Annotated in this window: 19 protein-coding genes and 1 tRNA gene; 10 read left to right on the plus strand and 10 right to left on the minus strand. The window is 67.7% G+C overall.

The window, feature by feature from the left end; all coding sequences use genetic code 11:
• The 7 genes from AC5YGJ_RS19960 to AC5YGJ_RS19990 form a co-directional block, all read right to left on the minus strand.
• A partial coding sequence (locus AC5YGJ_RS19960) for a contractile injection system protein, VgrG/Pvc8 family (protein ID WP_496187525.1) occupies positions 1 to 492 on the minus strand: 492 nt, incomplete at its 3' end.
• 159 nt (positions 493 to 651) lie between these two features.
• Positions 652 to 2,439 (minus strand): MFS transporter, encoded by a 1,788-nt coding sequence (locus AC5YGJ_RS19965; protein WP_496187526.1) that lies wholly within the window; start codon positions 2,437 to 2,439, stop codon positions 652 to 654.
• 193 nt (positions 2,440 to 2,632) lie between these two features.
• A complete protein-coding gene (locus AC5YGJ_RS19970; protein WP_249842566.1) occupies positions 2,633 to 3,748 on the minus strand; it encodes an N-acetylglucosamine-6-phosphate deacetylase in 1,116 nt (371 codons plus the stop codon).
• On the minus strand, positions 3,745 to 4,521 hold the full coding sequence (locus AC5YGJ_RS19975) for a DeoR family transcriptional regulator (protein ID WP_496187527.1): 777 nt from the start codon (positions 4,519 to 4,521) through the stop codon (positions 3,745 to 3,747). Before AC5YGJ_RS19975 ends, AC5YGJ_RS19970 begins: the two co-directional genes overlap by 4 nt.
• Before the next feature lie 33 nt (positions 4,522 to 4,554).
• Complete coding sequence (locus AC5YGJ_RS19980; protein ID WP_496187528.1) at positions 4,555 to 5,889, minus strand: D-tagatose-bisphosphate aldolase, class II, non-catalytic subunit; 1,335 nt, start codon at positions 5,887 to 5,889, stop codon at positions 4,555 to 4,557.
• Between the two features lie 17 nt (positions 5,890 to 5,906).
• The gene (locus tag AC5YGJ_RS19985) at positions 5,907 to 6,845 is read right to left on the minus strand and encodes an ROK family protein (RefSeq protein WP_496187529.1); all 939 of its coding nucleotides are present in this window, start codon (positions 6,843 to 6,845) and stop codon (positions 5,907 to 5,909) included.
• A complete protein-coding gene (locus AC5YGJ_RS19990; RefSeq protein WP_496187530.1) occupies positions 6,838 to 8,004 on the minus strand; it encodes an SIS domain-containing protein in 1,167 nt (388 codons plus the stop codon). The genes AC5YGJ_RS19985 and AC5YGJ_RS19990 overlap by 8 nt, the downstream gene beginning before the upstream one ends.
• A 322-nt stretch (positions 8,005 to 8,326) precedes the next feature.
• On the opposite strand from AC5YGJ_RS19990, the gene AC5YGJ_RS19995 reads away from it, so the two are divergent.
• From AC5YGJ_RS19995 to AC5YGJ_RS20010, 4 genes are all read left to right on the plus strand, one after another.
• Positions 8,327 to 11,686, plus strand: coding sequence for a TIM-barrel domain-containing protein (locus AC5YGJ_RS19995; RefSeq protein WP_496187531.1), 3,360 nt, complete (start codon positions 8,327 to 8,329; stop codon positions 11,684 to 11,686).
• A 133-nt stretch (positions 11,687 to 11,819) separates the two neighbouring features.
• Positions 11,820 to 14,795, plus strand: a complete 2,976-nt coding sequence (locus AC5YGJ_RS20000) for a TonB-dependent receptor domain-containing protein (RefSeq protein ID WP_496187532.1) — start codon at positions 11,820 to 11,822, stop codon at positions 14,793 to 14,795.
• Positions 14,796 to 14,860: 65 nt separating this feature from the next.
• Positions 14,861 to 16,216, plus strand: coding sequence for a Gfo/Idh/MocA family protein (locus AC5YGJ_RS20005; RefSeq protein ID WP_496187533.1), 1,356 nt, complete (start codon positions 14,861 to 14,863; stop codon positions 16,214 to 16,216).
• 232 nt (positions 16,217 to 16,448) lie between these two features.
• Positions 16,449 to 16,667, plus strand: a complete 219-nt coding sequence (locus tag AC5YGJ_RS20010; protein ID WP_279919423.1) for a hypothetical protein — start codon at positions 16,449 to 16,451, stop codon at positions 16,665 to 16,667.
• A 29-nt stretch (positions 16,668 to 16,696) separates the two neighbouring features.
• Here AC5YGJ_RS20010 and AC5YGJ_RS20015 read toward each other — a convergent pair.
• Positions 16,697 to 16,773: transfer RNA gene (locus tag AC5YGJ_RS20015), tRNA-Arg, on the minus strand.
• A gap of 150 nt (positions 16,774 to 16,923) precedes the next feature.
• Between AC5YGJ_RS20015 and ubiA the strand changes: the two genes are divergently transcribed.
• From ubiA to AC5YGJ_RS20030, 3 genes are all read left to right on the plus strand, one after another.
• Positions 16,924 to 17,817 carry a 4-hydroxybenzoate octaprenyltransferase gene (ubiA, locus tag AC5YGJ_RS20020; RefSeq protein WP_496187534.1) on the plus strand — a complete coding sequence of 298 codons (894 nt, stop codon included), beginning with the start codon at positions 16,924 to 16,926 and terminating at the stop codon, positions 17,815 to 17,817.
• A 151-nt stretch (positions 17,818 to 17,968) separates the two neighbouring features.
• Complete coding sequence (locus AC5YGJ_RS20025; protein WP_249842575.1) at positions 17,969 to 19,393, plus strand: short-chain fatty acid transporter; 1,425 nt, start codon at positions 17,969 to 17,971, stop codon at positions 19,391 to 19,393.
• A gap of 240 nt (positions 19,394 to 19,633) precedes the next feature.
• A complete protein-coding gene (locus tag AC5YGJ_RS20030; RefSeq protein ID WP_249842576.1) occupies positions 19,634 to 19,804 on the plus strand; it encodes a hypothetical protein in 171 nt (56 codons plus the stop codon).
• A 68-nt stretch (positions 19,805 to 19,872) separates the two neighbouring features.
• Here AC5YGJ_RS20030 and AC5YGJ_RS20035 read toward each other — a convergent pair whose 3' ends face one another.
• Complete coding sequence (locus tag AC5YGJ_RS20035; RefSeq protein WP_496187535.1) at positions 19,873 to 20,499, minus strand: YiiX/YebB-like N1pC/P60 family cysteine hydrolase; 627 nt, start codon at positions 20,497 to 20,499, stop codon at positions 19,873 to 19,875.
• An 81-nt stretch (positions 20,500 to 20,580) separates the two neighbouring features.
• Here AC5YGJ_RS20035 and AC5YGJ_RS20040 point away from each other — a divergent pair, with 81 nt between their 5' ends.
• The 3 genes from AC5YGJ_RS20040 (at position 20,581) to AC5YGJ_RS20050 (ending at position 24,366) form a co-directional block, all read left to right on the plus strand.
• A complete protein-coding gene (locus tag AC5YGJ_RS20040; RefSeq protein WP_496187536.1) occupies positions 20,581 to 21,054 on the plus strand; it encodes a hypothetical protein in 474 nt (157 codons plus the stop codon).
• A 73-nt stretch (positions 21,055 to 21,127) separates the two neighbouring features.
• On the plus strand, positions 21,128 to 22,963 hold the full coding sequence (locus AC5YGJ_RS20045; protein ID WP_496187537.1) for a M3 family metallopeptidase: 1,836 nt from the start codon (positions 21,128 to 21,130) through the stop codon (positions 22,961 to 22,963).
• Positions 22,960 to 24,366 (plus strand): TPM domain-containing protein, encoded by a 1,407-nt coding sequence (locus AC5YGJ_RS20050; RefSeq protein ID WP_496187538.1) that lies wholly within the window; start codon positions 22,960 to 22,962, stop codon positions 24,364 to 24,366. Before AC5YGJ_RS20045 ends, AC5YGJ_RS20050 begins: the two co-directional genes overlap by 4 nt.
• Position 24,367: 1 nt before the next feature.
• Here AC5YGJ_RS20050 and AC5YGJ_RS20055 read toward each other — a convergent pair whose 3' ends face one another.
• Positions 24,368 to 25,039, minus strand: a complete 672-nt coding sequence (locus AC5YGJ_RS20055; RefSeq protein WP_496187539.1) for a VOC family protein — start codon at positions 25,037 to 25,039, stop codon at positions 24,368 to 24,370.
• Positions 25,040 to 25,062: the final 23 nt, after the last annotated feature.

The following is a 25,062-nucleotide window of genomic DNA, read 5'->3' on the forward strand; positions in this document are numbered from 1 at the left end:
CTCGCGGTATTGGGTGGTGATCGCGCGTACTGGCAGTGCGGCCTGCACGTCGAAGCGGAACACCGCCTGCGGGTAGTCGGCGAAGATCTGCTCGCAGATCGTGCGGGTATCCAGGTCCTGGAAGATCACCGCGTTGCGGCGCAGGCGCAGCAGCGCGGTCCACGGTTCGAGGATCAGCCGGTAGCGGGCCAGGCCGCCATCACTGCCCAGCTGCGCCGCTTCGGTGCACAGCCCGTGCCACTGCCGCAGCGCGCCGTCGGCCTGGCGCAGCTGCAGGGTCAGTGGCTGTTCCAGCCACGGGTCCAGTGCAAGAAAAGCGTCGGTGGCCAGGCAGTCGATCTGCAGGCGGTTGTCGCCGCAGACCGTTTCGGTGCCTTCAAAGCGTTCGACCACCCACGCCTCATGCAGCCCCAGCAGGCGCAGCTGGCGTGGCTGTCGGGCGTCGAGCGTGATCGCCCGCAGCAGTGCGGCAACAGCGGCTTCCGTGCCCATGCAGAATCTCCCTCGGGTAGTGGGAGAACTGTTGGGCAGGGCGCCACCGGTGACGACGTGTCAGGGCAATCCTGTGGAGCAGATCACGCTTGCCGACATCAGATCAGGCCGTTCGCGACAAGCTCCTAGGAAACGGGCGGTGCATTCACGACGCGGCAATCAACCGCGCTTCCCTGCAAACCTCGCTTCGATCTCCTCCAGCGACTTGCCCTTGGTTTCCGGCAGCCACAACGCGGCCACCAGGAAGAACACGAAGGTACACGCTGCCCAGAACACGAACATGCTGGCGTAGCCGTAGTGGCCCACCGTGGGCAGGAAGATCGCGGCGATGGTGGTGGACACGAACTGGTTGATCAGCAGCGCGATGCTCATGCCGTTGGAACGGATGCGGTTGGGCATCAGCTCGGACAGCGCCAGCCACACGCAGACGCCGGGACCGACGGCGAAGAACGCGACGAACACCAGGATGCAGGTGGCCACCGCCCAGCCGTGTGCGGGCGGCGGCACCGGCCCGATGCGGGCCTGTTCGATGCGCAGCGGTGCCTGCACGGCGCTGGCCGGGTCGGCGAACGGGTTGAGGTGCAGCTTGCGGAAGAACGCACCGATCACGCTGTCCGGCTGCACGGTGCCGGCGCGTTCGATGCGCAGCTCGCGATCGGTCAGGCTGTCGCTGCGCAGGGCGCGCACATTGGTGAAGTCACCATAGGCGTACGACACGGTCAGCTGCATCGGCCGACCTTCGCTGTCGATGCCGCTCCCCAGGCGCTGCCACTGTGCGTCATCCAGCACCAGCTGCAGGCCATCGCCACTGACAGCGGCCTGCAGTTGCGGCTGCACGTCAGCGCGGCCACGCTCGGCCTGGAAGAACAACGTGGCCGCGGCCAGCAGGGCCACGCAGATGCCGCCGCTGCCCAGCATCAGCAGGAACTTGCGGCCCTTGCGGTCGACCAGCAGCAGGGCGACCACGGTCATCACCGCATTGAGCAGCTTGATCGCCACGTCGGCGCTGTTGGCCACCGAACCGGACAGCCCGGCCTGGTTGAGAATGTTGACCGCGTAGGCCAGCACCGAGTTGATGCCGGTGGCCTGGGTGCAGGCCAGCACCACGCAGGCCAGCAGGAACGGCACCACGTAGCGGCGGCTGAGCAGCGGGTCGCGCTTGCCGTCGCTGCTGCTCGATTCCGGTGCCTGGATCTGCGCCAGCGTGGTCTCCACCTGCGCCGCCGGCAACACGCGTTGCAGGCTGCGACGGGCATCGTCGACGCGGCCGCGACGCACCAGCCAGCGCGGCGACTCGGACAGCCAGAAGATGCCGGCGCAGAACAGCAGGCCGGGTGCCAGGCAGCTCCAGAAGATGGTGCGCCAGGCGTGATCCTTCACCGTGAACAGCTCCTGCGCCTGCTGCGCGACCGGCAGCGAACGCACCGCTTCGGCGGCGGCATCCACCGCATGCGCGTGGTACAGGCCGATCAACGCGGCCAGCACCAGGCCGATGGTCAGCAGCAGCTGGAACATCGCTGCGCCACGACCGCGCCGCTCGGGGCTGAGTACCTCGGCCAGGTACAGCGGCACCACCACGCCGATCAGGCCGCCACTGACGCCCTGCAGCAGGCGGCCCAGCAGCAGTGGCGTGTAGCCGGAGGCCAGCGCCATGATCGGAATCGACGCGGTGAACAGCACGCCGGCCAGCAGCATCGCGCCGCGGCGGCCGATCAGGTCGGCGACCATGCCGGCGAACAGTGAGGACAACACGCTGCCCAGCAGCACCGCCGCAACGACGAAACCGAGCTGCTGGCTGCTGAGCTGCCAAGCGTGGCTGGCGGTGGCCTCCAGGTAGGGCAGGGCGCCGGCGATGATGCCGATGTCGATGCCGTACAGCAGGCCACCGAGGCCGCCGATGAAGAGCAGGTAGCGTACGGGCCAGCGCGGGGCGGTGCTTGCAGTCATCGGCAGGTTCCTGTGGTAGCGCCGGGCCACGCCCGGCGGCGGTTCGTCGCAGAGTGCTTTCAGTAGAGCCGAGCCATGCTCGGCTGCTTTCCGTTCCGATATCGAGGTTCCCCGTGCCGCGCCTCGCGCGGTGAGCCGAGCATGGCTCGGCTCTACAGGGAGCCCGCGCGGCGTCCGGGCCGCATCGCGTGTGTCAGTTCAAATCAACTACACGCCCGCCCACCACCACCTGCTGCAGGCGCAGTTCGGCGTCCAGCACCACCAGGTCGGCGCGGGCGTCGGGCGCGATGCGGCCGCGATCGCCCAGGCCCAGGTAATCGGCCGGAAAGGTGGAAACGCGCTGCGAGGCATCGGCCAGCTCCAGGCCGACGCGCACCAGGTTGCGCAGCGCCTGGTCCATGGTCAGCGCGCTGCCGGCCAGCGAGCCGGTGGCCAGGCGCACGCAGCCTCCGCACTTGTGTACGCGCTGCTCGCCCAGTGCGTACTCGCCATCGGGCATGCCGGTGGCCGCCGTGGCGTCGGTCACCGCGTACAGGCGCGGTATCGCGCGCGCGGCCAGACGGATCACGCCGGGGTGGATGTGCTGCAGGTCGGGGATGATCTCGGCGTACTGCGCGTGCGCCAGCGCGGCCGCAGCGATGCCCGGGCGATAGTGATCAACGCCGGTCATGCCATTGAACAGATGGGTGAAACCGGAGGCACCGGCCTGCAGCGCGGCCACGCCGTCCTCGTAGGTGCCGGCGCTGTGGCCGAGCTGCACGCGGATACCCATCGCGGAAAGCGCGGGAATCAGCGCGGTGTGCTCGCCGATCTCCGGCGCCAGCGTCATCACCCGGATCGGCGCCAGCGCATGCAGCTGCTGGACCAGTGCCAGCGTCGCCTCGATCGTGCGGTTGGGCTGCGCGCCCAGCCGCTGCGGGCTGATGAAGGGGCCTTCCAGATGCACGCCGGCGATGCAGGCGGCTTCCGCATCGGGTACCGCCATGGTTGCAGCCACGCCCTGCAGCGCGTGCTCGATCTCGTCCAGGCCGGCGGTCATGGTGGTCGCCAGCAGCGTGGTGGTGCCGAAGCGCAGGTGGGTGCGGGCAATGGTGCGCGCCACGTCGCCACCCTGCATCAGGTCCACGCCCGCCGCGCCATGCACGTGCAGATCGATGAAGCCGGGCAGGATCACCGGCAGCTGCGGATCATCTCCGCCGCTGTGGTCATCCACCTGCAGCTGGCGCACCTGCGAATCGAAGTGGACCTGGCCACGCCGCCAGCCCAGCGGGGTGAGGATGCGGCCGTGCAGGGAGCGGGTGTCGGTCATGCGGGTGGCTCGGCGATGATCACTTCAATGCCGAGACGCTGCAGGCCCTCACGGGTCGCATCGTCGATGCCGGCGTCGGTGATGATGGTGTGGATCTGGTCCAGCCGGGCGATGCGGTGCAGGCTCACGCGGCCGAACTTGGAGGCATCGGTGAGCACCACGACGCGGCGCGCGCGCTCGACCATGCGATGGTTGAGGCGGGCTTCGGCCTCGTCGTGGGTGGTCAGGCCGAACTGCAGGTCCAGGCCGTCCACACCCAGGAACAGGGTGTCGAAGCTGTACGAGTTGAGGCTGGCCTCGGCCTGGCTGCCCTGCAGCGACAGCGACTGCTGGCGCAGCAGGCCGCCGGTCAGCAGCACGTTGATGCCGGGTGCATTGGCCAGTTCCCAGGCGATGTTCAGCCCGTTGGTCATCACCGTCACATCGCGATGGGCACGCAGGTGGCGGGCCAGCGTCATCGTGGTCGAGCCGGAATCGATGATGATGTTGTCGCCGGGCCGCACCAGGCGCGCGGCGCTCGCACCGATCGATTCCTTCAGCGGCAGGTTCAGCGCGTCCTTCTCGTGGATGTCCTGTTCCTGCGGCGGCGTGCGCACCAGGGTGGCGCCGCCGTGGGTGCGGTTGGCCAGACCCTGCGCTTCGAAGTGGGTCAGGTCGGCGCGGATGGTCACCGCCGACACGCCGAAGCGCCCGACCAGATCGGCCACCTGCACCGAGCCATGCTCGATCAGCAGTTGCAGGATCTGTTGCCGGCGGGAGCGGGTGTTGCGCATGGCCATTCTCGGTTTCGCGGGGAAAGGTAGAGATTAGCCGTTCGCCGCAGCGGCGGCAGCCGAGCGTGCAGCATGCGCGCGGGTTCCGGCCTGGTTGGCGCTGCACGCACGGGCGTACTCGCCCAGGCACAGGCCGATACGGTGCTGCACCAGCGCGGTGGGCGTGTTGGCCAAGGTGCCCTCGCGCACGGCGCGGTACTGTTCCGGCAGGTACTGGCTGAGCAGTACCAGTGGCGGTACATGCTGTTCCAGGTTGGCGAACAGGGTCTGCACCGCCTGTACCAGCGCCGGCTCGCCCCAGTAGTAGCGGCAGCGGTCGCTGAAGGAGAACGCGCGCAGCAGGCGCAGCGCGGCCTCATCGCCCTGGTAGTAGGACTGCCAGTACTTCGGCTGCGCCACCATCACCTCGTCCAGCACCTGCGGCAGGCGCGAGCACTGCGCGGCCGGCAACAGTTCGGCTTCGACCGCGGCCAGCGCGAACAGTGCTTCGCGGTAGGCGAAGGTGGCGGCCGGGCCGACCTTGAGGATGGCGAAGTGGTCGCGTACCAGGGTGTGCAGGCCACTCTCGCGCTGGTAGTCGGTGGAGTGCGCTTCGAACACGATGCGCGGCTGCTGCTCGAGGAAATCGGCCAGCGTGCTGGCGGCCGCGGCGTCGTACTCATGCACGCTGCTGTGGTCGAAGTCCACGCCCGGCTGCACCACCATCGCGATCACGCGCTGCCAGGCATCGCGCAGCTGCGGCGTATCGAAGGCCTGCTGGTGGATGGCCAGGGTCTGCGCGGCGGCGGCCGGCGTGGTCACCTGCAGGCCTTCGGCCAGCGAGGCTTCGCCACCGGGAATCGGTACTTCGGTACCGATCACATAGACCGGCGCCGGCAGGCCGTGTTCGGTTGCGGTGCGCTCGGCGATCTCGGCCAGCTCGGCCGAACGCGCAGCGACGATGGCATCGGGCAACGGCACCGGGTCATCGGCGCAGGACATGCTGCAGTCCAGGTGGATCTTGTGGAAACCGGCGGCGACGTAGGCTTCGATCAGCACGCGCGCATGGGTCATCGCTTCGGCGGCCGGGCGCTTCTGCCAGGCATTCGGGCCGAGGTGGTCACCGCCCAGGATCAGCCGTTCGCGCGGGAAGCCTTCCTCATCGGCCAGTACACCCACATAGTCGCGGTACTGCGGCGGGGTCATGCCGGTGTAGCCGCCGAACTGGTCGACCTGGTTGGAGGTGGCCTCGACCAGCAGCACAGTGCCGTGCGCCAGCGCCACGTGCATGGCCGCGCGCAGCACCTGCTCGTTGCTGCAGCAGACACTGTACAGGCCGACATTGGCGCCGGCGCGGTGGGAGGCAAGCAGGGTCTGCAACGGGGACATGGTCAGGCTCCGGTCGATCAGGAAAACGAAGGTTGGCAGGCGAGCAGGGCGGCACCGCGTGCGCCGCCGGCATCACCGAAGCGCGGCGGCACGATCGGCGGGACCTGCACGCCGTTGAACAGATGGGCCGAAATGGCCGCCGGCAGCTGCTGGTACAGCGGCACGTACTGCGACAGGCCGCCGCCCAGCACGATCACGTGCGGGTCCAGCGCCAGCACCAGTGCGGCCAGGCTGTGGCCGAGCAGGTCGCGGTGGATGTCCAGCGCCTGGCGTGCACGTGCATCGCCGGCCTCGGCCAGGGCGATCACCGCGCTGGCGTCGGCGGCGTTGCCACCGAGGTGGCGTTCGATCATCGCCAGCCCGCTGCCGGACACGTAGCGCTCCACGCAGCCCTGCAGGCCGCAGGCGCAGTCGATCAGCGGCAGCCCGTGGCGCTGCAGCAGGTGGCCGGGCACGCTCCAGTGGCCCCATTCGCCGGCCAACCCGTTGAAGCCGGACAGCAGGCGGCCCTGCAGGCAGAAGCCGCCGCCGGCACCGGTGCCGAGGATGGCGCCGAACATGCTGGGGTAACCCTCGGCGGCACCGCCGTGTGCCTCGGACAAGGCGAAGCACTGCAGGTCGTTGCCGAAGTGCAGCCGGCGTTGCAGCCGCGCCTGCAGATCCGCCGCCACACTGTGCCCGGTCAGCGCCGGCACGTTCGCGCTGAGCTGGCGGCCCGTGCGGCGGTCACGCACGCCCGGCAGTGCGATGCCGATGGCCGCGTCGCTGCGGCCCAGCGCGGTATCCGCCTCGGCCACCAGCCCCAGCATGGCCTGCAGGAAGCCCTCGTAGTCGCCCTGCGGTGTGCTGACGCGGCGGCGCCAGGTCACCTGCATCGCTGCATCGCACGCCACCAGTTCGATCTTGGTGCCGCCGATGTCGATGCCGTAGCAGGCGTGGGCGATCAGCTCAGCCATGATGGATGGTGACGCCCTTGACGACGCGGTTGACGGTGCCGTCCGGGAACGGGTTGTCCGGGGTCAGGCCCAGCGCGGCCGAGCGCTGCAGTGCGAACAGCTGCGCAAAGCCCAGCCACACCGGCGCCAGCCATGGATCGTCGAACGTGGTGTGAAGCGGCGGCACCACGAGTGTGTACTCGTCATCGGCACCGATATCCGAATGCGGGCCGATCGCCAGCACCTGGCCGGCCACGCCGTCGCGGCGCAGTTCTTCCAGCAGATCCTGTTCGTAGCGGCATGCCAGCGGCTGCACACTGCGCAGCACCACCACCAGGGTGTTGCCGTCCAGCGTGGACTTCGGGCCGTGGCGGAAGCCGAGCGGGGTGTTGGCCAGCGCCAGCACGCGGCCGGCGGTCAGCTCCAGCACCTTGAGTGCGCACTCGCGTGCCAACGCTTCCAGCGGACCGCTTCCGAGGTAGATCACGCGATTGAACGGACGCTGTGCCAGCGTTGCCACCGGCGCGTCCCACTGCGCCAGGCCTTCGCGGGCCAGGGCGGCAATCTGCTTCAGGCGTGCCACGCGCGCATCCCACGGCGAGCGGTCGAACACGGTCAGTGCAGCCAGCAGCATGCAGGTCAGGCTGCTGGTCATGGCGAAGGCGCGGTCGCAGCTGGCCGAAGGCATCAGCAGGGTGCAGGTGTCGGCACGGCCGGCACCGCGACGGGCCAGTTCGCCATCGGCGTTGCAGGTAATGTCGAGGAAGCGCGCGTCATCCACATCGCTGCGCACACGCTCCACGGCTGCCACGCTTTCCGGGCTGGAACCGCTGCGGCCGAACGACACCAGCAGGGTCGGGCGGTCGCGCTGCAGGTACAGCGCCGGATGGGTCAGCAGGCTGGTGGTGTGCACCACGCGCACGTCGGCGGCCCACTGTGCGTTGATCGCATCGGCCACCATCTCGGCGATGAAGCCGGAACTGCCGGCGCCGGTGAACAGCACGCGCTGGTTGGGATCGTTGAGGCTGTCGCCGAGGAAGGCCTGCAGGCGGTCGCGGGCACGCGGCAGGTCCTGGGCGAGGGTTTCCCACAGCGCAGGCTGCTGGGCGATTTCGGTAGCGGTATCGGCTCCGCCCCGGCGCTGCCAGGCGGACACATCGGAAAGCAGGGTGACGTCCATTCGGAGGTTCCAGTTGGGCCAGCGCACCATCTGTGTTTTCTTTCGAAATGTCAAATAGCGAAAGCAAAAAGAAAGAAAAGCTGACATCGGCTTCGCCCTGTGCCGCCCCTGCGGGGAAACGCAAGAAACGGCCACATGCCGTATCGCACAATGCTTAACAGGCGCCTGCAATCGCTTACACAAAGTGTTGCGACGCAACAACTTTCGTTTCAAAGAAATATATCTTCCTTTTTCCTTTCAATTTGTTGACATCTTTCGAATCGCTGCCCTAGAGTCGGCCCAATCGCTTTCGAAACGCCCGGTGAACGGGTTGGGAGTCCGCGTGGAAAACTGCGTTCGTCGCTCGCCGCTGTTGCTGGCCCTGTTGCCGGCATTGATGCTGGCGTCCACGTCGGGCCATGCCGAGCCGGTCGGCAACCTGCGTTCGGTCAGCGCCAGCGACAACCGCGACGGTGTGCGCGGCTGGGACCTGCAGACCGACAGCGGCGCACGCATCCGCATCGAACTGCCGGCTGCCGACATCATCCGCGTGCAGGCCGGCCGCAACGGCAAACTGACCGGCGCCGGCGACAAGGCCGCGCCGATCGTGCTGCCGCAGCCCAGGGCGAACGTGCAGGTGCAGCTGGAAGAAGACGCGCAGGAAATGCGCGTGCGTACCGATGCGCTGGTGCTGCATGTGCAGCGGCAGCCGCTGCGCCTGCGCCTGGAACGCCTGGACAACGGCCAGCCGACCGCCCTGTGGCAGGAACTGCAACCGCTGGACCTGGATGCCACGCAGAGCGTGCAGGTGCTGTCTTCGCAGGCCGATGAAGGCTATTACGGTGGTGGCCAGCAGAACGGCCGCTACCAGTTCAAGGGCCGCGAGCTGGAGGTGTCCTATTCCGGCGGCTGGGAAGAGGGCGACCGCCCGAGCCCGGCGCCGATGCTGCTGAGCAGCCGTGGCTGGGGCATGCTGCGCAACACCTGGAGCGATGGCAGCTACGACCTGCGCCAGAGCGACCAGGCCACGCTGCTGCATCGCGAAGACCGTTTCGATGCCTACTACTTCGTCGGCGCGGACCTGCCGAAACTGATCGAGCGCTACACCCAGCTGACCGGCCGCCCGAACATGGTGGCGCGCTGGGCGCTGTCCTACGGCGATGCCGATTGCTACAACGACGGTGACAACAGCAAGAAGCCCGGCACCGTGCCCGAAGGCTGGAGCGATGGCCCAACCGGCACCACGCCGGATGTGATCGACAGCGTGGCCAAGCAGTACCGCGCCCACGACATGCCCGGCGGCTGGATCCTGCCCAACGATGGCTACGGCTGTGGCTACAAACAGCTGCCGGAAACGGTGAAGGGGCTGGCCGGCTACGGTTTCCGCACCGGCCTGTGGACCGAGAACGGCGTGGACAAGATCGCCTGGGAAGTAGGCAAGGCCGGCAGCCGCGTGCAGAAGCTGGACGTGGCCTGGACCGGCAAGGGCTACCAGTTCGCGATGGATGCCAACCGCCAGGCGTTCAACGGCATCCTCGACAATTCCGATTCGCGCCCGTTCCTGTGGACGGTGATGGGCTGGGCCGGCATCCAGCGCTATGCGGTGGCCTGGACCGGCGACCAGAGCAGCAGCTGGGACTACATCCGCTGGCACGTGCCGACCCTGGTCGGCTCCGGCCTGTCCGGCATGGCCTACGCCAGCGGCGATGTGGATGCGATCTTCGGCGGCAGCGCCGAGACCTTCACCCGCGATCTGCAGTGGAAGGCGTTCACGCCGGTACTGATGGGTATGAGCGGCTGGTCGTCGAACGCACGCAAGCATCCGTGGTGGTACGACGAACCTTACCGCAGCATCAACCGCGATTACCTGAAGTTGAAGATGCGCCTGACCCCGTACATGTACGGGCTGGTGCACGAGGCTGCGCAGACCGGCGCGCCGCCGGTGCGTGGGCTGATGTGGGACAACCCGCGCGACCCGCATGCGCAGGATGAAACCTACAAGTACCAGTTCCTGCTCGGCCGCGACCTGCTGGTGGCGCCGGTGTACCGCAGCCAGGCCGCCAGCCGTGGCTGGCGCCGTGACATCCACCTGCCGGCCGGCGGTTGGATCGACTACTGGGATGGCCGCCGCGTGCAGGCCGGCGCCGACGGCCGCCAGCTCGACCGCCAGGTGGACCTGGCCACGCTGCCGGTATTCGTGCGCGCCGGCGCGATCCTGCCGATGTACCCGTCGATGCTGTTCGACGGCGAAAAACCGCTCGATGAAGTGACCTTCGACCTGTACCCGCAGGGCGATTCGCAGTACACGCTGTACGAAGACGATGGCAACACCCGCCGCTACCAGCAGGGCGAGTCGAGCACGCAGCGGATCCGCGTGCAGGCGCCGGCGCAGGGCAGTGGCCCGGTGCAGGTGCAGATCGATGCGGTGCAGGGTCAGTACAACGGCCAGCTGGCGCAGCGTCGCTATGGCCTGCGCGTGCTCAGCCGGCAGGCGCCGCGTGCGGTGCAGGCCGCTGGCCGCGCGCTGCCGGCGCTGGCTGATGCCGCTGCGTTCAACGGTGCGGCTGAAGGCTGGTACTTCGATGCTGCCGAGCGTCGCGGCACGCTGCATGTGCGCACCGCCAGCCAGGACATCCGCCAGCCGCTGCAGTTGCAGCTGGACTTCGCGGTCGCTGCCGCCACTGCCGACGATGCCTATCCGGCCGCACCGGTGCTGGGCCGCGAACTGCCCGCCGACAGCCTGCTGGTGGTCAACCGCCCGGCCGAAGAGCCCGGCCATGCCCTGGAAAACGCCTTCGATGATGACCCGGGTACCTGGTTCCGCAGTGTGCGCAACCAGGCCGTGCGTACCGGTGCGCATGAATGGGTGATCGGCTTCGGCGAGCGGAAAATGATCGATGGCATCGACATCGCACCGCGCAACGACAAGAACTGGAAGCATGGCCAGGTACGCGATTACGAGGTCTACCTGGGTGACAGCAACGGCGAGTGGGGCGAACCGATCGCACGTGGCCGCCTGCAGCTGAAGGAGGGCGTGCAGCGCATCGACTTCCCGGCCCACGCCGGCCGCCTGCTGCGCTTCCGCGTGCTGAGCGTGCAGAACCCCGAGGGCGACGGCGCCAGCAGCACCGACCCGATGGTCACGGCGGCACAGGGCAGCGCCCGCGCGTTTGACGCATTGCAACCGCGCGACGTCGGCCCGATCGCGCTGTCCACCTTCCACATCCTCGAACACCAGGAACCGGAGCGACCGGCCCGGCAGCGCTATCTCTCCGAGCTGCCGGTGCCGGCCGCGCTGGCCAGCCAGGTGCGCGCCGACCAGTCGTTCCGTGGCGATGCCGGCATGCGCATGAACGGCCTGCAGTTCCGCCGTGGCCTGGGCGTAGGTGCCAACAGCCGCATCGACCTGCGCCTGCAGGGCGGCTGGCACCTGCTGCGTGCCGACCTCGGCATCGACGACGCCTGCCGCAACGCCGGTGGCCTGCAGTTCCAGGTCTGGGGTGACAACCGCCTGCTGTACGACAGCGGCCTGGTGAAGGCGCCCGGCGTGGTCAAGCCGGAGCTGGACATCCGTGGCCTTTCCCGCCTGAGCCTGCGCACGCTGGGTGCGCAGGGCAGTCAACCCGCCCAGGTCTGTGCCAACTGGGCCAACGCCGTGCTGATCGGCCAGGAGGGCGACTCCGCCAGCATCGTCGCCCCATGACCCCTACGTAACACCGCTCCTCCCCCCGCCCATTCCGACTGCGGCCCTCATGGCCGTGGCCCGGGAGCGTTTTGCCCGCCGAACGCCTACGCGCTCACTTTTTGCGCTGCACCCCTGCCAGGAGAGAACCCCGATGTTGCCTGCACGCCACCACCGCCCCCCCTGTCGTTCGATCGCTCCGCTGTCGCTGGCCATCGCCGGCGTGCTGCTGTCGGTCGCCGTTCCCGCCTTCGCCCAGGAGAGCAAGGACAAGGCCACCGACCTGGCCCGTATCGAGGTCACCGGTTCCAACATCCGCCGCACCGACGTTGAAACCGCTTCGCCGGTGCAGGTGATCAGCAAGCAGGACATCCAGAACATGGGCGCGCGCACGCTGCTGCAGGTGCTCGACAACCTGCCGGCTGCACGCCCGGCACAGCAGGATGCGCGTTCGCTGTTCACCGGTTCCGACGGTGCCTCGCAGGCCAACCTGCGCGGCCTGGGCGCGCAGGGCACGCTGGTGCTGCTGAACGGCCGCCGCTTGTCGTACTACGGCGCACCGGCCGGCTTCCAGACCCAGTTCGTCAACATCGATGCGATCCCGGCCGCCGCCATCGAGCGCATGGAAGTGCTGACCGACGGCGCCTCGGCGGTGTACGGCACCGACGCGGTGGCCGGCGTGATCAACGTGATCACCAAGCGCAACTTCCAGGGCGCCGAGATCAACTTCACCAACGACACCTCATCGCGCATCGACTCCTACGGTGAGCGCCAGGCCAGCATCACTGCAGGGTTCGGTGACCTGACCGAGAACCGCTTCAACATCTACGGCGCGGTGAACATGTACCGCCGCGACGCGATCCCGCTGAGCGACTTCTACGACAAGCGTCCCGACCAGTACTACGTCAACAACCCGAACTATCTCAACAACCTGCGCCTGGGCGTGGGCAGCAAGCCGGGCGAGTTCAACCCCGGCAGCTATTTCGCCTTCGATCCGGTCACCGGCCGCCGCGTGCAGGAAGCCGCACCGGGCTGCAAGAATGTGCTGACCAGTGAAGCGGCCGGTCCGCGTTGCGTCTGGGAAACCTGGATGAACAACGAGATCGACGCCGGCGCCAAGTCCGAGCGCAACACCGCCTACCTCAACGGCACCTTCCTGGTCGGTGACAGCACCGAGATCTTCGCCGAGGCGACCTACACCGACATCGACCTGCGCGCCAACGGCGGCACCCCGCGGACCTACGGCACCACCACCGGCAACCCGACCAGCTGGTTCTCGCGCAACACCGGCAACACCGTCAATCAGTTCCTGTACCCGTTCCTGGGCCCGAACAACGAGTACAACCATGCCAGCCCGCAGATGAAGGCGATGATGGGCGGCGTGGTCGGCCTGAACTACCTGCTGCAGGACGCCGGCCCGAGCTACTTCGGCCAGCGCAACACCGACAAGAGCTACCGCGTGCTGGCCGGTGCGCGTGGCAGCCGCGGTGACTGGAACTGGGAGACCGCGTTCGCCAGCGCCGGTACCCACTCCACCACCTACCAGACGATCAACGTCAACACCAAGGGCTTCGAGAAGGCCTTCGGTCCGTACACGATCGATCCGGGCACCGGCCGGGTGATCATCTCCGACCATCCGGCGTACAAGTTCGGTGAGATCAGTGAAGCCAACGCCGCGCTGATCCGTGAAGCGTTCCCGACTTTCGACATCCAGTCGTGGACCCGCCTGCACACCCTCGACGGCAAGATCGAAGGCCCGCTGTTCCAGCTGCCGGCCGGTGAGATGCGCGCGGCCTTCGGCTTCAACGCCAGCCGCGAAACCTTCTACACCCCGGGCAACGCCGACGCCGCCAACGGCCTGATCACCCAGCAGGGTGGCTCCTGGTTCGACGGCAAGCGCAACACCTACGCGCTGTTTGCCGAGACCGTGGCGCCGATCACCGACAAGCTGGAACTGGATGCGGCGGTGCGCGTGGACAAGTACCCGAACTTCAGCGCCAACGTGGCACCGAAGATCGGCTTCAAGTACCAGGCCTTCGACCAGCTGATGCTGCGCGGTACCTATTCCACTGGCTTCCGTGCACCCAGCCTGGCCGAGTCCGGCAATGGTGGCGTGTTCGCGCAGCTGGGCGGCTTCCGCGACGAGCTGCGCTGCAACGAGACCAACGCCATCGCCAATCTGCTGCTGCGCTCGCAGCGTCCGGGTGACGTCGACCTGGGCAAGAACCTGCTGAACGTGGACTGCAGCCGCACCGTGGCGCGCATGACCCAGCCGAACAAGGATCTGAAGCCGGAGAAGGCCAAGATCGCCACCCTCGGCTTCGTCTACGAGCCGGCGACCTGGCTGTCGGTGTCGGCCGACTACTGGTTCATCTACCGCGACAATGAAATCGTCGCGCCGGACTACCGCCGTATGGAAGACATCATCTCGATGTCGCGCTCGCCGATCACCGACAGCGATCGCGCCAACCTGGCGCAGCTGGCCTCGATGTGCTCGGACCCGGCCAGCGGCGTGAACTGCCCGTCGGTGCTGCCGGGCTACTCGGCCGGCAACGTGGCCAGCGTGGTGGGCCAGTACAAGAACCGCGGCAAGACCCTGATCGATGGCTTCGACATCGATGCGCGCAGCCGCTTCTCGCTGGGTGACTGGGGCAACCTGAACCTCGGCCTGGCCGCCACCATCGCCAACCGCAACCGCTTCTACATGGATGAAGCCAGCGGCTGGTACTACGGCGATGTGGTGGGCTATTACAACAACCCGCGCCTGCGTGCCACGCTCAACGCTGACTGGACCTACAAGCAGGTCACCACCAGCATGTTCGTCAACTATGTGGGTGGCACCAAGTGGGCCACCGACCAGATCGACGAAGAGAGCAACAACAAGGAAACCTGCACCGGCGGCTACCTGGCCTTGCAGAAGAGCAAGTGCGACGGCGCACCGTCGTGGTGGACGGCCAACATGAGCGTCACCTGGCGCCCGGATGACGCCTGGAACCTGAGCTTCACCGTCAAGAACCTGTTCAATCGCCTGCCGTTCTACGATCCGAACAGCTTCCTGGGTGACTCCAGTGACTACGCAACCATCTTCGGCCGTGGTTACAGTGTGACCATCGGCTACCGTTTCAAGTAATTCCGTTTGCGTGACCTGGCGTGCCGGCTGCGGCCGGCACGCTGCCAAGAGGAGAGATGTTTGCCATGAAGCGTAGGGAATTCATCGCGGCCAGCGCCGCTGTCGCCGCCAGCAGCCTGCTGCCGCAGACCCCGGCATGGGCACGCGGACGCAAGGTGCGCCTGGCCATGATCGGTACCGGTATGCGCGGCCTGGTGCTGCTGAAGGAACTGGTGCGCCGCGACGACGTGGACGTTGTGGCGCTGTGCGATATCGAGCCGATCATGCTCGGCCGCGCCATGGAGATGGTGGCCAAGGCCGGCAAGCCGGCGCCGAAGACCTACGGCCAGGACCGTGACACCAACGCCTGGAAGCGCCTGCTGGAACAGAAGGGCATCGATGGCGTGATCATCGCCACGCCGTGGGAGTATCACGCGCCGATGGCGATTGCCGCGATGCAGGCCGGCGTGGCCGTAGGCTGCGAAGTGGTGGCCGGCATCACCCTGCAGGACCACTGGGACGTGCTGAAGACCCAGCTGAGCACCGGCACGCCGTACATGCTGCTGGAAAACGTCTGCTATCGCCGCGACGTGATGGCGGCGCTGCAGATGGTGCGGCAGGGCCTGTTCGGCGAACTGGTACACCTGCAGGCCGGCTACCAGCACGACCTGCGCGGCGTGAAGTTCAATTCCGGCGACCCGAACCAGCCTTACGACAGCGGTGTGGAATTCGGCCCCAAGGGCTGGAGCGAAGCGCGCTGGCGCACCGAGCATTCGGTGCAGCGCAACGGCGAGCTGTACCCCAGCCACGGCATCGGCCCATGCGCGATGTACACCGGCATCAACCGTGGCAACCGCTTCACCCACATCAATGCCTTCGCGACCAAGGCGCGCGGCCTGCACGACTACACCGTGGCCAAGAGTGGCGGCACCACCCACCCCAGCACCCAGGTCAAGTTCAAGTTGGGTGACATCGTCACCACCACGCTGGCCTGCGAGAACGGCGAGACCATCCTGCTGCAGCACGACACCTCGCTGCCACGCCCGTACTCGATGGGCTTCCGCGTGCAGGGCACCAAGGGTCTGTGGATGGACGTGAACCACTCGATCCACATCGAAGGCCGCAGCCCGCCGCACCAATGGGAAGAGTTCAAGAAGTACCAGGACGAATACGAGCACCCGCTGTGGAAGCAGAATGCCGATACCGCCGCCAGTGCCGGCCACGGTGGCATGGACTGGTTCGTCATCCACGCCTTTGTGGAAGCGCTGAAGGCCAAGGCGCCGATGCCGATCGACATCTACGACGCGGTAACCTGGAGCGCGATCACCCCGTTGAGCGAGCAGTCGATCGCCAACAGCTTCCAGACGCTGGAGTTCCCGGACTTCACCGCCGGTGCATGGAAGCAGCGCAAGCCGATCTTCGCGTTCGACGGTAAATACTGATCTGCGTACCAACGGCAGCGCCGGGCCATGCCCGGCGTTGCTGCATCCGCCGTATGCTGGGGCATCCATCAGGATGTGCAAGGGCAGACAGCGCATGCGATTGATGACCTTCACCTGCCCGCTCTGCGACGCGGCAGGTCAGCGGTTTCCACTGCACTCCGCAGTGAAACGCCAAGCGAGGACAGCCTGCCGCGGGTGTGGCGTGGTGCTGCGCTCGGACCCACGTCTGGGCATGCACACGCTCTATCTGCTGTACACACAGTTCATCGCCACGCTGGCTGTATTTCCCGTGATCTGGGCCTACACCCTGGGGCGGTGGTTCTGGCTGGCAGGGATCTGGGCCCTGGTGTCAGTGCTGTGCTGGCTGCCCGGCGTGATCAGGCACGCACGCAGCCGGATCTGCCGCGCTACACCGGATCCGAATCGAAGCTACGCTCGACGCATGCCCTAGGTGCAGGAACGGGGTGGAGCGGGGGGAGATGGCGCGCCCGGAGGGATTCGAACCCCCGACCAATGGCTTCGGAAGCCACTACTCTATCCGGCTGAGCTACGGGCGCGTTGTAGAACTGCCGCGCCGTCGGCCAGTGCCGGGGCGGGCATCGCATCGCCATGAGGCGGTGCGGGAGGGGCATTCTATCCAGTTTCGCCGAACAAATCTCCCCCCGCCGGGCAAAGCCCCGCCGAAGGGGCAGGAGTATCCTATCGGCATGGCTGATACCCCCCTCACTTCGCCGCAGTCGTCGGCGACGCCGCGTTGGCGGCATTACTGGAGTCTGATGCGCGCTGATCGCCCGATCGGCACGCTGCTGCTGCTGTGGCCCACCTGGTGGGCGCTGTGGCTGGCCGCTGGCGGGCTGCCGCCGCTGTGGACCCTGTTCGTGTTCACCGCCGGTGTGTGGCTGACCCGCTCGGCCGGATGCGTCATCAACGATTACGCCGATCGCTGGCTCGACCCGCATGTGGAACGCACCAAGGCGCGCCCCCTGGCCACCGGTGCGATCAGTGGCCGCGCCGCGCTGGCCCTGTTCGCGGTGTTGATGCTGGTGGCGTTCGGGCTGGTGCTGACCATGAACGGGCTGACCATTGGCCTGAGCTTCATCGGCGTGTTCCTGGCCGCCAGCTACCCGTACCTGAAGCGCTACACCCATCTGCCGCAGGTCTACCTCGGCATGTCGTTCGGGTGGGGCATCCCGATGGCGTTCGCCGCCGTGCAGGGTGAAGTGCCGATGCTGGGCTGGCTGCTGTATGCCGGCAACATCCTTTGGTCCACCGCCTACGACACCTGGTATGCCATGGTCGATCGCGAGGACGACCTGAAGATGGGCTCGCACTCCACCGCGATCCTGTTTGGCGACCTGGACCTGGTGATCCAGGGCGTGCTGTACGCGCTGTTCCTGGCCACCATGGCCCTGGTCGGCGTGCGCGGTGGGCTGGGCGGCTACTACCTGGCGGGCGTGGCGGTGGCCACCGCGCTGGTGGTGTACGAGTTCTGGATCTGCCGCAAGCGCGAGCGCGGCCCGTGCTTCAAGGCATTCCTGCACAACAACTGGGTCGGCGCCGCGCTGTTTGCCGGCATCGCCGTGGACCTGGCGCTGCGCTGATTCCGGGGTTTGGTAGCGCCGGCCGCTGGCCGGCTGCACGTTGCCGGCCAGCGGCCGGCACTACCGCCTTGCGCCACCTACGACCAATAGGCGACTGACAGTCCGCAGGCCACCGCCCAGAATCCGGTCATCGAACCTGGGAGGGTAGGTGATGGCCTCGACGGCAGCAGTGCAGGACGGCTGGATGGCGCGCGCAGCGTTGCGCTCGGCCGCCTGGGCGGAAAAGTGGTTCCCCGACGCCTACGTGTTCGCGGTGTTGGGCGTGGTCATCGTCGCGCTGGCTGCGCTGGGCTTCGGCTCGACCCCGCAGGCCACCGCCAGCGCCTTCGGCGATGGCTTCTGGAGCCTGATTCCGTTCACCATGCAGATGGCCTTCGTGGTCATCGGCGGCTACGCGGTGGCCACCGCGCCGGTGGTCGCGCGCTTCATCGACTTCCTGGCACGGGTGCCGCGTACCGGTCGTGGTGCGGTGGTCTACGTCGGCCTGATCAGCATGCTGGCCTCGCTGCTCAGCTGGGGCTTCTCGCTGGTGTTCGGCGGCCTGCTGGTGCGCGCGCTGGCCCGCCGCAGCGAACTGCACATGGATTATCGCGCCGCCGGTGCTTCGGCGTACCTGGGGCTGGGCGCAGTGTGGGCGATGGGCTTGAGTTCGTCGGCCGCGCAGCTGCAGGCCAATCCGGCCAGCATGCCGCCGGGGCTGGTCGAGATCACCGGCGTGTTGCCGTTCACCGAAACCATCTTCCTGTGGCAGTCGATCGCACTGACCGCGGCATTGATCCTGGTCTCGCTGCTGATTGCCTGGCTCACCGCGCCGGCTGCCGGTAGTGCGCGTACCGCCGAGGATTTCCCCGGCGCCGCACAGGCCGAGCCGGAACCGTTGCAGCAGCGCACGCGCCCGGGCGAGTGGCTCGAATACAGCCCGCTGCTGACCGTGCTGCTCTCGTTTCTCGCCTTCGGTTGGCTGTTCAACGAGTTCGCCAACAAGCCGCTGGTCACCGCCATCGCCAACCTCAACACCTACAACTTCCTGTTCATTTCGCTGGGCCTGCTGCTGCACTGGCGTCCGCGCAGCTTCCTCAACGCGGTGGCCAAGGCAGTGCCGAGCACCACCGGCGTGCTGATCCAGTTCCCGCTGTACGGCGGCATCGCGATGATCCTCACCCACGCCGCTGGCGGTGACGGGCAGACGCTGGCGCACCGGCTGTCGAGCCTGTTCGTGCACGTGGCCAGCACCGATACCTTCGCGCTGGTGATGGGCGTCTACTCGGCGGTGCTGGGCTTCTTCGTGCCGTCCGGTGGCGGCAAGTGGATCATCGAGGCGCCGTACGTGATGCAGGCCGCCAACGAACTGAAGGCGCACCTGGGCTGGGCGGTGCAGGTCTACAACGCCGCCGAAGCACTGCCGAACCTGATCAATCCGTTCTGGATGCTGCCGCTGCTGGGTGTGCTGGGCCTGAAGGCGCGCGACATCGTGGGCTTCACCTTCATCCAGCTGCTGGTGCATATCCCGCTGGTGCTGGGCCTGCTGTGGTTGCTGGGCATGACCCTGACCTATGTGCCGCCGGTGATGCCCTGACGCCAACCCGTTCAGCGCGCGTTTCCGCCCGTTTGGGCCATGAATGGGTGCCCGGCTGACCCGGGCATGAGCACATGCCGAACCCGCATGAATCCTTCAGTGGCTTGTGCCGCAAGGGTCCGCGCGTGTTCATTCACGCCCGTACACATGTATGTAGCCGCGCACCCACGCGTGATTAACCAACCGCTGCAGACGATGGCCACGTCCACCGCATTCCGCGCGTGGCTTTGGAGATCGGACATGGCACAGCAGAACCAGAACCCGAACCAGAAGCAGCAGGGCCAGCAGGGCCAGCAGAACCAGCAGGATCAGCAGCAGGGCCGTGGCCGCGACCAGCAGCAGCAACAGCAGCAGGAACAGCAGAAGCGCAACCAGAACCAGCAGCAGGGCGGCCACGACGAAGAAGAATGACCGCGCCACACGCGCAGTGTGACCGTTGAAGCCCCGCCCTGTGCGGGGCTTCGCTTGTTCCAGTTCGCTTATTCCAGCACGCCGACGCGCTGCAGTACCGGCGCGGCCGACATGTCGTTGGGGTTGGTGCCGGGCTGGTCCTGCGGCACGTCCATGCCCATGCCTCGGTACAGGTCGATCCAGTGCTGGGCGATCTGACCGGTCTGCGCATTGCGGAAGTTCATCGGCTGCAATGTGAACACGTGATGCGCACGGAACGCGCGCTCGATGAAGTCCGAGCAGTAGTAGCTGTCCTCGTTCAACACATACGAGGTGTTGTACGGCTTGCCCAGCATCGTGCGCGCAGTGGCCACCGCGTTCTTGATCGCGGCCTGCTGCGGTGCACGCAGGCGATAGACCACAATCTGCCGCTGCTTGGCCTGCGCCTCCTGGCGGAACGCGGACAGCGGTTGCCGGCGCGATCCCTTCTCGTCGGCATGCAGCACTTCCCAGCCCTTCGCCGTGGCAGCCAGCAGGGCCACGTGGTCGAAGCCGGTGCTGCCCCGCGTGCCGGTGGCATCGTCGATGGCCGCGCTCAGGCCGCTGTGGCCGGCAGTGACGAACAGCAGGTCGCCTTCGTGGAGGTCGACGGCCATCGCCACGGCCGGCCACAGCGCGGGCAGCAGCAGGCCGATCAGGAGCAGGATGCGATGCATGGGAGTCTCGGACAGGCGGAAGGCTGCAAGTGTAGGGCGCGCGGTAGCATGGGGTGACCGAACCGGATTCAGGATGATCCCATGCGTCGCTATCGCGCATCCGCTGTACTGGTGCTTGTCGCAGGGCTGGGTGCGGCGGCCTGCACACCTGCACCACAGGCGTTTCCCGCCAAAGCCGCGCCCGCCGCACCGGCGCGCGCGAGTGCGGACTGCCCGTACCCGGAATTCGATGCCTTCCTGGCGCACTTCGGCAGCGAGATTGCGCTGCAGGAAGAAGCCACCGCCGATCCACTGCTGGACAGTTACATCGACCCCGAGGCCGAACCCGAACCGCGCAAGGTGGAAAGCCGTCTGGCGCTGGCCGACGTTGAATGGCCGGTGATGCCCGATCCGGCCGCATTGGCCGGGCAGGGGCGCGAACTGCAGGTCAGCACGCTGGCCGATGGACAGCGCCAGGTACAGATCCGCACGCCGGACAGCAGCGACCAGCAGAGCTATACCTTTGCGCAGGCGCCGTGCTGGACGCTGGTCAAGCGTGAGGATGAGGCGATCTGACGCCAGACCGGGCACAGGCGGGGAAGGCGGATGGCTGCTAGGCTCGATGCCTGGTCCAGGCAGGGAGACGCCGATGCACGCTCGCAGGATGCGCACCACCACCGCCATTGCCGTGCTGCTGGCGATGGCGCCTTTCACCAGCCTGGGCGCGCCGTCGTTGCGCGCCGACGACCGCGCCTACTTCGCCAGCGCCACGGCTGAACAGACCGCCCGTGATGCACTGGGCAGGCAGCTGGAGACCCTGCAGCACGCGACCGGCATCGCGCCCGCGGAGCGCTTCCGGCAGGCCGAGGTCATGGAAGCGCAGTGCCTGCGCCATCACAGCTACCTGCACCTGCAGGCCGCCCGCAATGCGCGCGATCATCGCCCGGCACAGGCGCTGGACGAGGTGATGGGGCTGTGCAGCCGCATCGCCCGTGCTGGCCGCGCCACGCTGCGCGAGGTGCCTGCGGACGCTGCCTGGGCGCGGCCCTATGGCTTGCTTCGCGCGCGCGCGCTGAGGGAAGCCGCGGCCCCGGCCAACCCCGCGATGGAGCAGGCCGTGGATGCCCTGGCCGATCCTGCGCTGGACAGCTTCGCGCGCCTGCGTGGGCAGATCCTGCGCACGGCTGAGTACCCGCAGATCGAACGCGACGGGCAGCACTGGGATACCGGGCGCGACAGGCAGGCGCTGGCCCAGCATCGTGACCGCGCGCTGCGCGAGGCCGGTTGGAAGGGCTACTGGCAGGGCCTGCAATCGCGCCGCGAGCCGATGGCCTCGGTGCTGCTGGGCCTGGTGCAGGTGAACGATGCGACCGCGCGTCTGCAGGGGCAGGGCTCCGCGCCGGCGCGGGGCTATCAGCACATGGGCCTGGATGCAGCGACCGTGGATGCCACGTTGCGGGCGATCGAACAGCATGCAGGGGATCGCCGCGCCTACCAGGACATGCTGCTGCGCCACGCGGCGCAGTCCGGCATCGATGCACCGCAGATCTGGGATACCACGGTGCCCGACGCCGGGTATACGCCGCCGGTGCTGACACTGGCGCAGCTGCGCGACAACGCCGCCGAAGCGATGCAGGGTCTCGGGCCCGCGTACGTCGCCGAACTGCGTGCGCTGCTTGATCCGGCCAACCACCGTATGGACCTGGCCACCGAGCTTGGCGACCGCAGTGCGGATGCGTTCCCGATCAATGCCCCCGGCGCGCCGTCGATGCTGTTCGTCGGCGTGCGCAGTGGCGACCTGGAAAGCGACGTCGAGATCGCCCACGAAGCCGGCCATGCCCTGCACGGTGAATGGATGCAGCGTGGCCATGCATCGCCGCTGCAGCGCAACGGCAGCCCGTGGCTGACCGAGGCGTTCGCCATCTACAACGAGCTGCGCTTCCGCGACCGGTTGTACCAGCAGACGCAGGACCCGAGGGCCAGGGCCTACTACCTGAAGTCACTGCTGGACGATATGGTGCTGCAGCTGTTCACCTCGTCGGAGGAAGCGCAGCTGGAGCGGTCGATCTACCAGGGCGTGGCCGCCCAGTCGCTGGGCACCGCCGATGATCTCGATGCCCTCACCGGGCAGGTGCTGGCGCGCTTCGGCCAGGAGCCCGAGCGCTACCCGCCGCTGCGCAGCAGCTGGATCAGCAAGCGCCTGATGTACGACGATCCGAACTATCTGGTCAATTACCTGTATGCGGGTCTGCTGGCGGTGCAGTTCTATGTGCAGGATCAGCGCGACCCGGAGGGCTTCGGCCAGCGCTACCTGGCCGTGCTGGGCGAAGGCTTTGATCGCGCGCCGAACGAACAGGTGGCCCAACTGCTGGGGCAGACACCGGATTGGCCGGCCCTGGTGGAGGCCGATCTGGAGGTGTTCAACCAGTTGGCCGCACAGCTGCGGGCATTGCATGCGCGGATCGAGCAAGGACAGGGAGCATGAGCGGGCCGCGCGGGGTGAAGTGGACCTGGGCCACGGCATGGCTGTTGCTGCTGCTGTGCCTGTTGCCGCTGGGGGTGATGGCCGCCGTTGCAGTGCCTGCGCTGGATGATCCGGTGGTAGACAGCGCCCACGCGTTGTCGGCCGACACCCGCAACACGCTGCGTACGCAGGCGCTACAGCTGCAGGCGCGCACCGGCGCGCAGCTGCAGGTGCTGGTGGTCGACCACGTTGGCGAGGAGGGCATCGAAGCGTATGCACAGCGGGTGTTCGAGCAGTGGCAGCTGGGCCGCGACGGTGTCGATGATGGCGTGTTGCTGCTGGTGGCCGTGCAGGACCGCCGCGTGCGCATCCAGACCGGCTACGGCCTGGAAGGCGCGATTCCCGACGCCTACGCTGCGCGCATCATCGACAAGGCGATCGTGCCGCGCTTCCGCGAAGGCGACCTCGACCAGGGCCTCCTGGAAGGAACGAACGTGCTGGTCGCGCTGATCGACGGCGAGTCGCTGCCGGAATGGGAAGAACCGTCGGCACGCAACGTGCTCCCGCCGGACTGGCGCAGCGCCGATTCGGTGGTTGCACTGACGCTGCTGGCCGGCTTTCTCGCCGGTCTGTGGCGTTCGCCGTCCACACGACCGGCGGCAAAAACAGCGGACGACTTCGCACGCAGGCATCACCAGCGCCGGCGCGGAACATCGCGTGCGGCCACCCCGGCGCAGGCGCGAGCGAAGCGGTTGCCGGCCTGGGGCCGCCCGATGCTGGTGACCGCTGTCGTGGCCACGGGGATGCTGGCGGCGGCGCTGTGGGCGCCCCGGGCTGCGCTGGCGGCGCTGTGCTTCGTGCTGGCGCTGTGCGTACCGGTGGCGAGCCTGCTCGGCTGGTGCTGGCGCCGCAGCCGCGCGCTGCGCGTGGTGTTGCTGGGCCTGCTTGCGGTCAATGCAGGTTTCTTCGTGGTGATGCTGTTGCGGGGCCAGTTGCCGCCCAGCCTGGCCCTTCACACAGTGCTGGACCTGGCCGTGGGCATTGCCGCGATGCTGGTGTTTTTCCTCGTACAGGCCGGCCGCGCGCGCTGGCACAAGGATCGCCGCAGCTTCGCACTGCGGTTCGCGGTGTTGTTGCTGCTGAGCGCTGGCTACGCGCTCTGCGCACTGCTGGCCATCGAACGGGCCGAGCCGGCTGCACGTCTTGCGGCAACAATCGGCTGGAGTGCGGGCACGCTGCTGCTGTACTTCGCGTGGATCTTCACCCTGCTGCCGGCTGACAGGGCGCGCGGTGGCCGCGGCTCATCCGCTGGCCAACGCAGCGCCTCCAGCAGCACATCGTCCAGCGCATCCTCAAGCAGTTCCAGCAGTTGGTCCGGGGGCGGCGGCCGCAGCGGTGGCGGAGGCGCGTCGGGCAGCTGGTAGTTCAGGCCGCCTCTACCCGCCAGCCCAGCGCAAGGTCTTCCACAACACCGGGGCCCGCCACATCACCGACCTGAAGCTGCAGGCCCTGTGCGTTGGGCAGGTCTTTCTGTTCCGGGAACCAGCGGCGATCGGCCGCCACCACGATCAGCAGCCCCTCGTCGTCGCCCATGGGGGCGAACTGCGCCGAAGGTGGGCTGATCGGCTGCAGGCCGAAGTGCAGGTGGGATTGCTCGCGCACCGCATCGACAGCATGGCTGGGCAGACCGACTTCGCTCAGGCAGGTCAGCTCGCTGCCGTGGAAAGCGCCTGCGCGCATACTGGCCGGCAGGCGGCGGCGACCGATCAGCTCCAGGATCAGGCCGTCGGGGCCGGTGAAGTACACCGACTGCGACTGCCAGCTGCTTTCCAGCGCGAAGTAGTCCAGCCCGGCAGGATTGCGCTGCAATGGCGTGCGCTCGCGCAACCAGGTCATCGCCTCGCCGAAGCGGTTGTCGGGCACATTGAAGGCCAGGTGCACGCCGCCGACCGGACGCCCCTCGGCCGGTTGCAGCTCGATCGTGCTCCAGCCGATGTGCACATGGTGGCCGACCACGCGCTGTTGCAGCACATCGTGGAAATACGCAGCGACCGCGCCAACATCGGACACCGGCAGCGTGAGGTGCAGCAGACGCATGGCCCATCCTCCCTGTATGCCTC

It is taken from the genome of Stenotrophomonas sp. CS3K5, assembly GCF_059515225.1.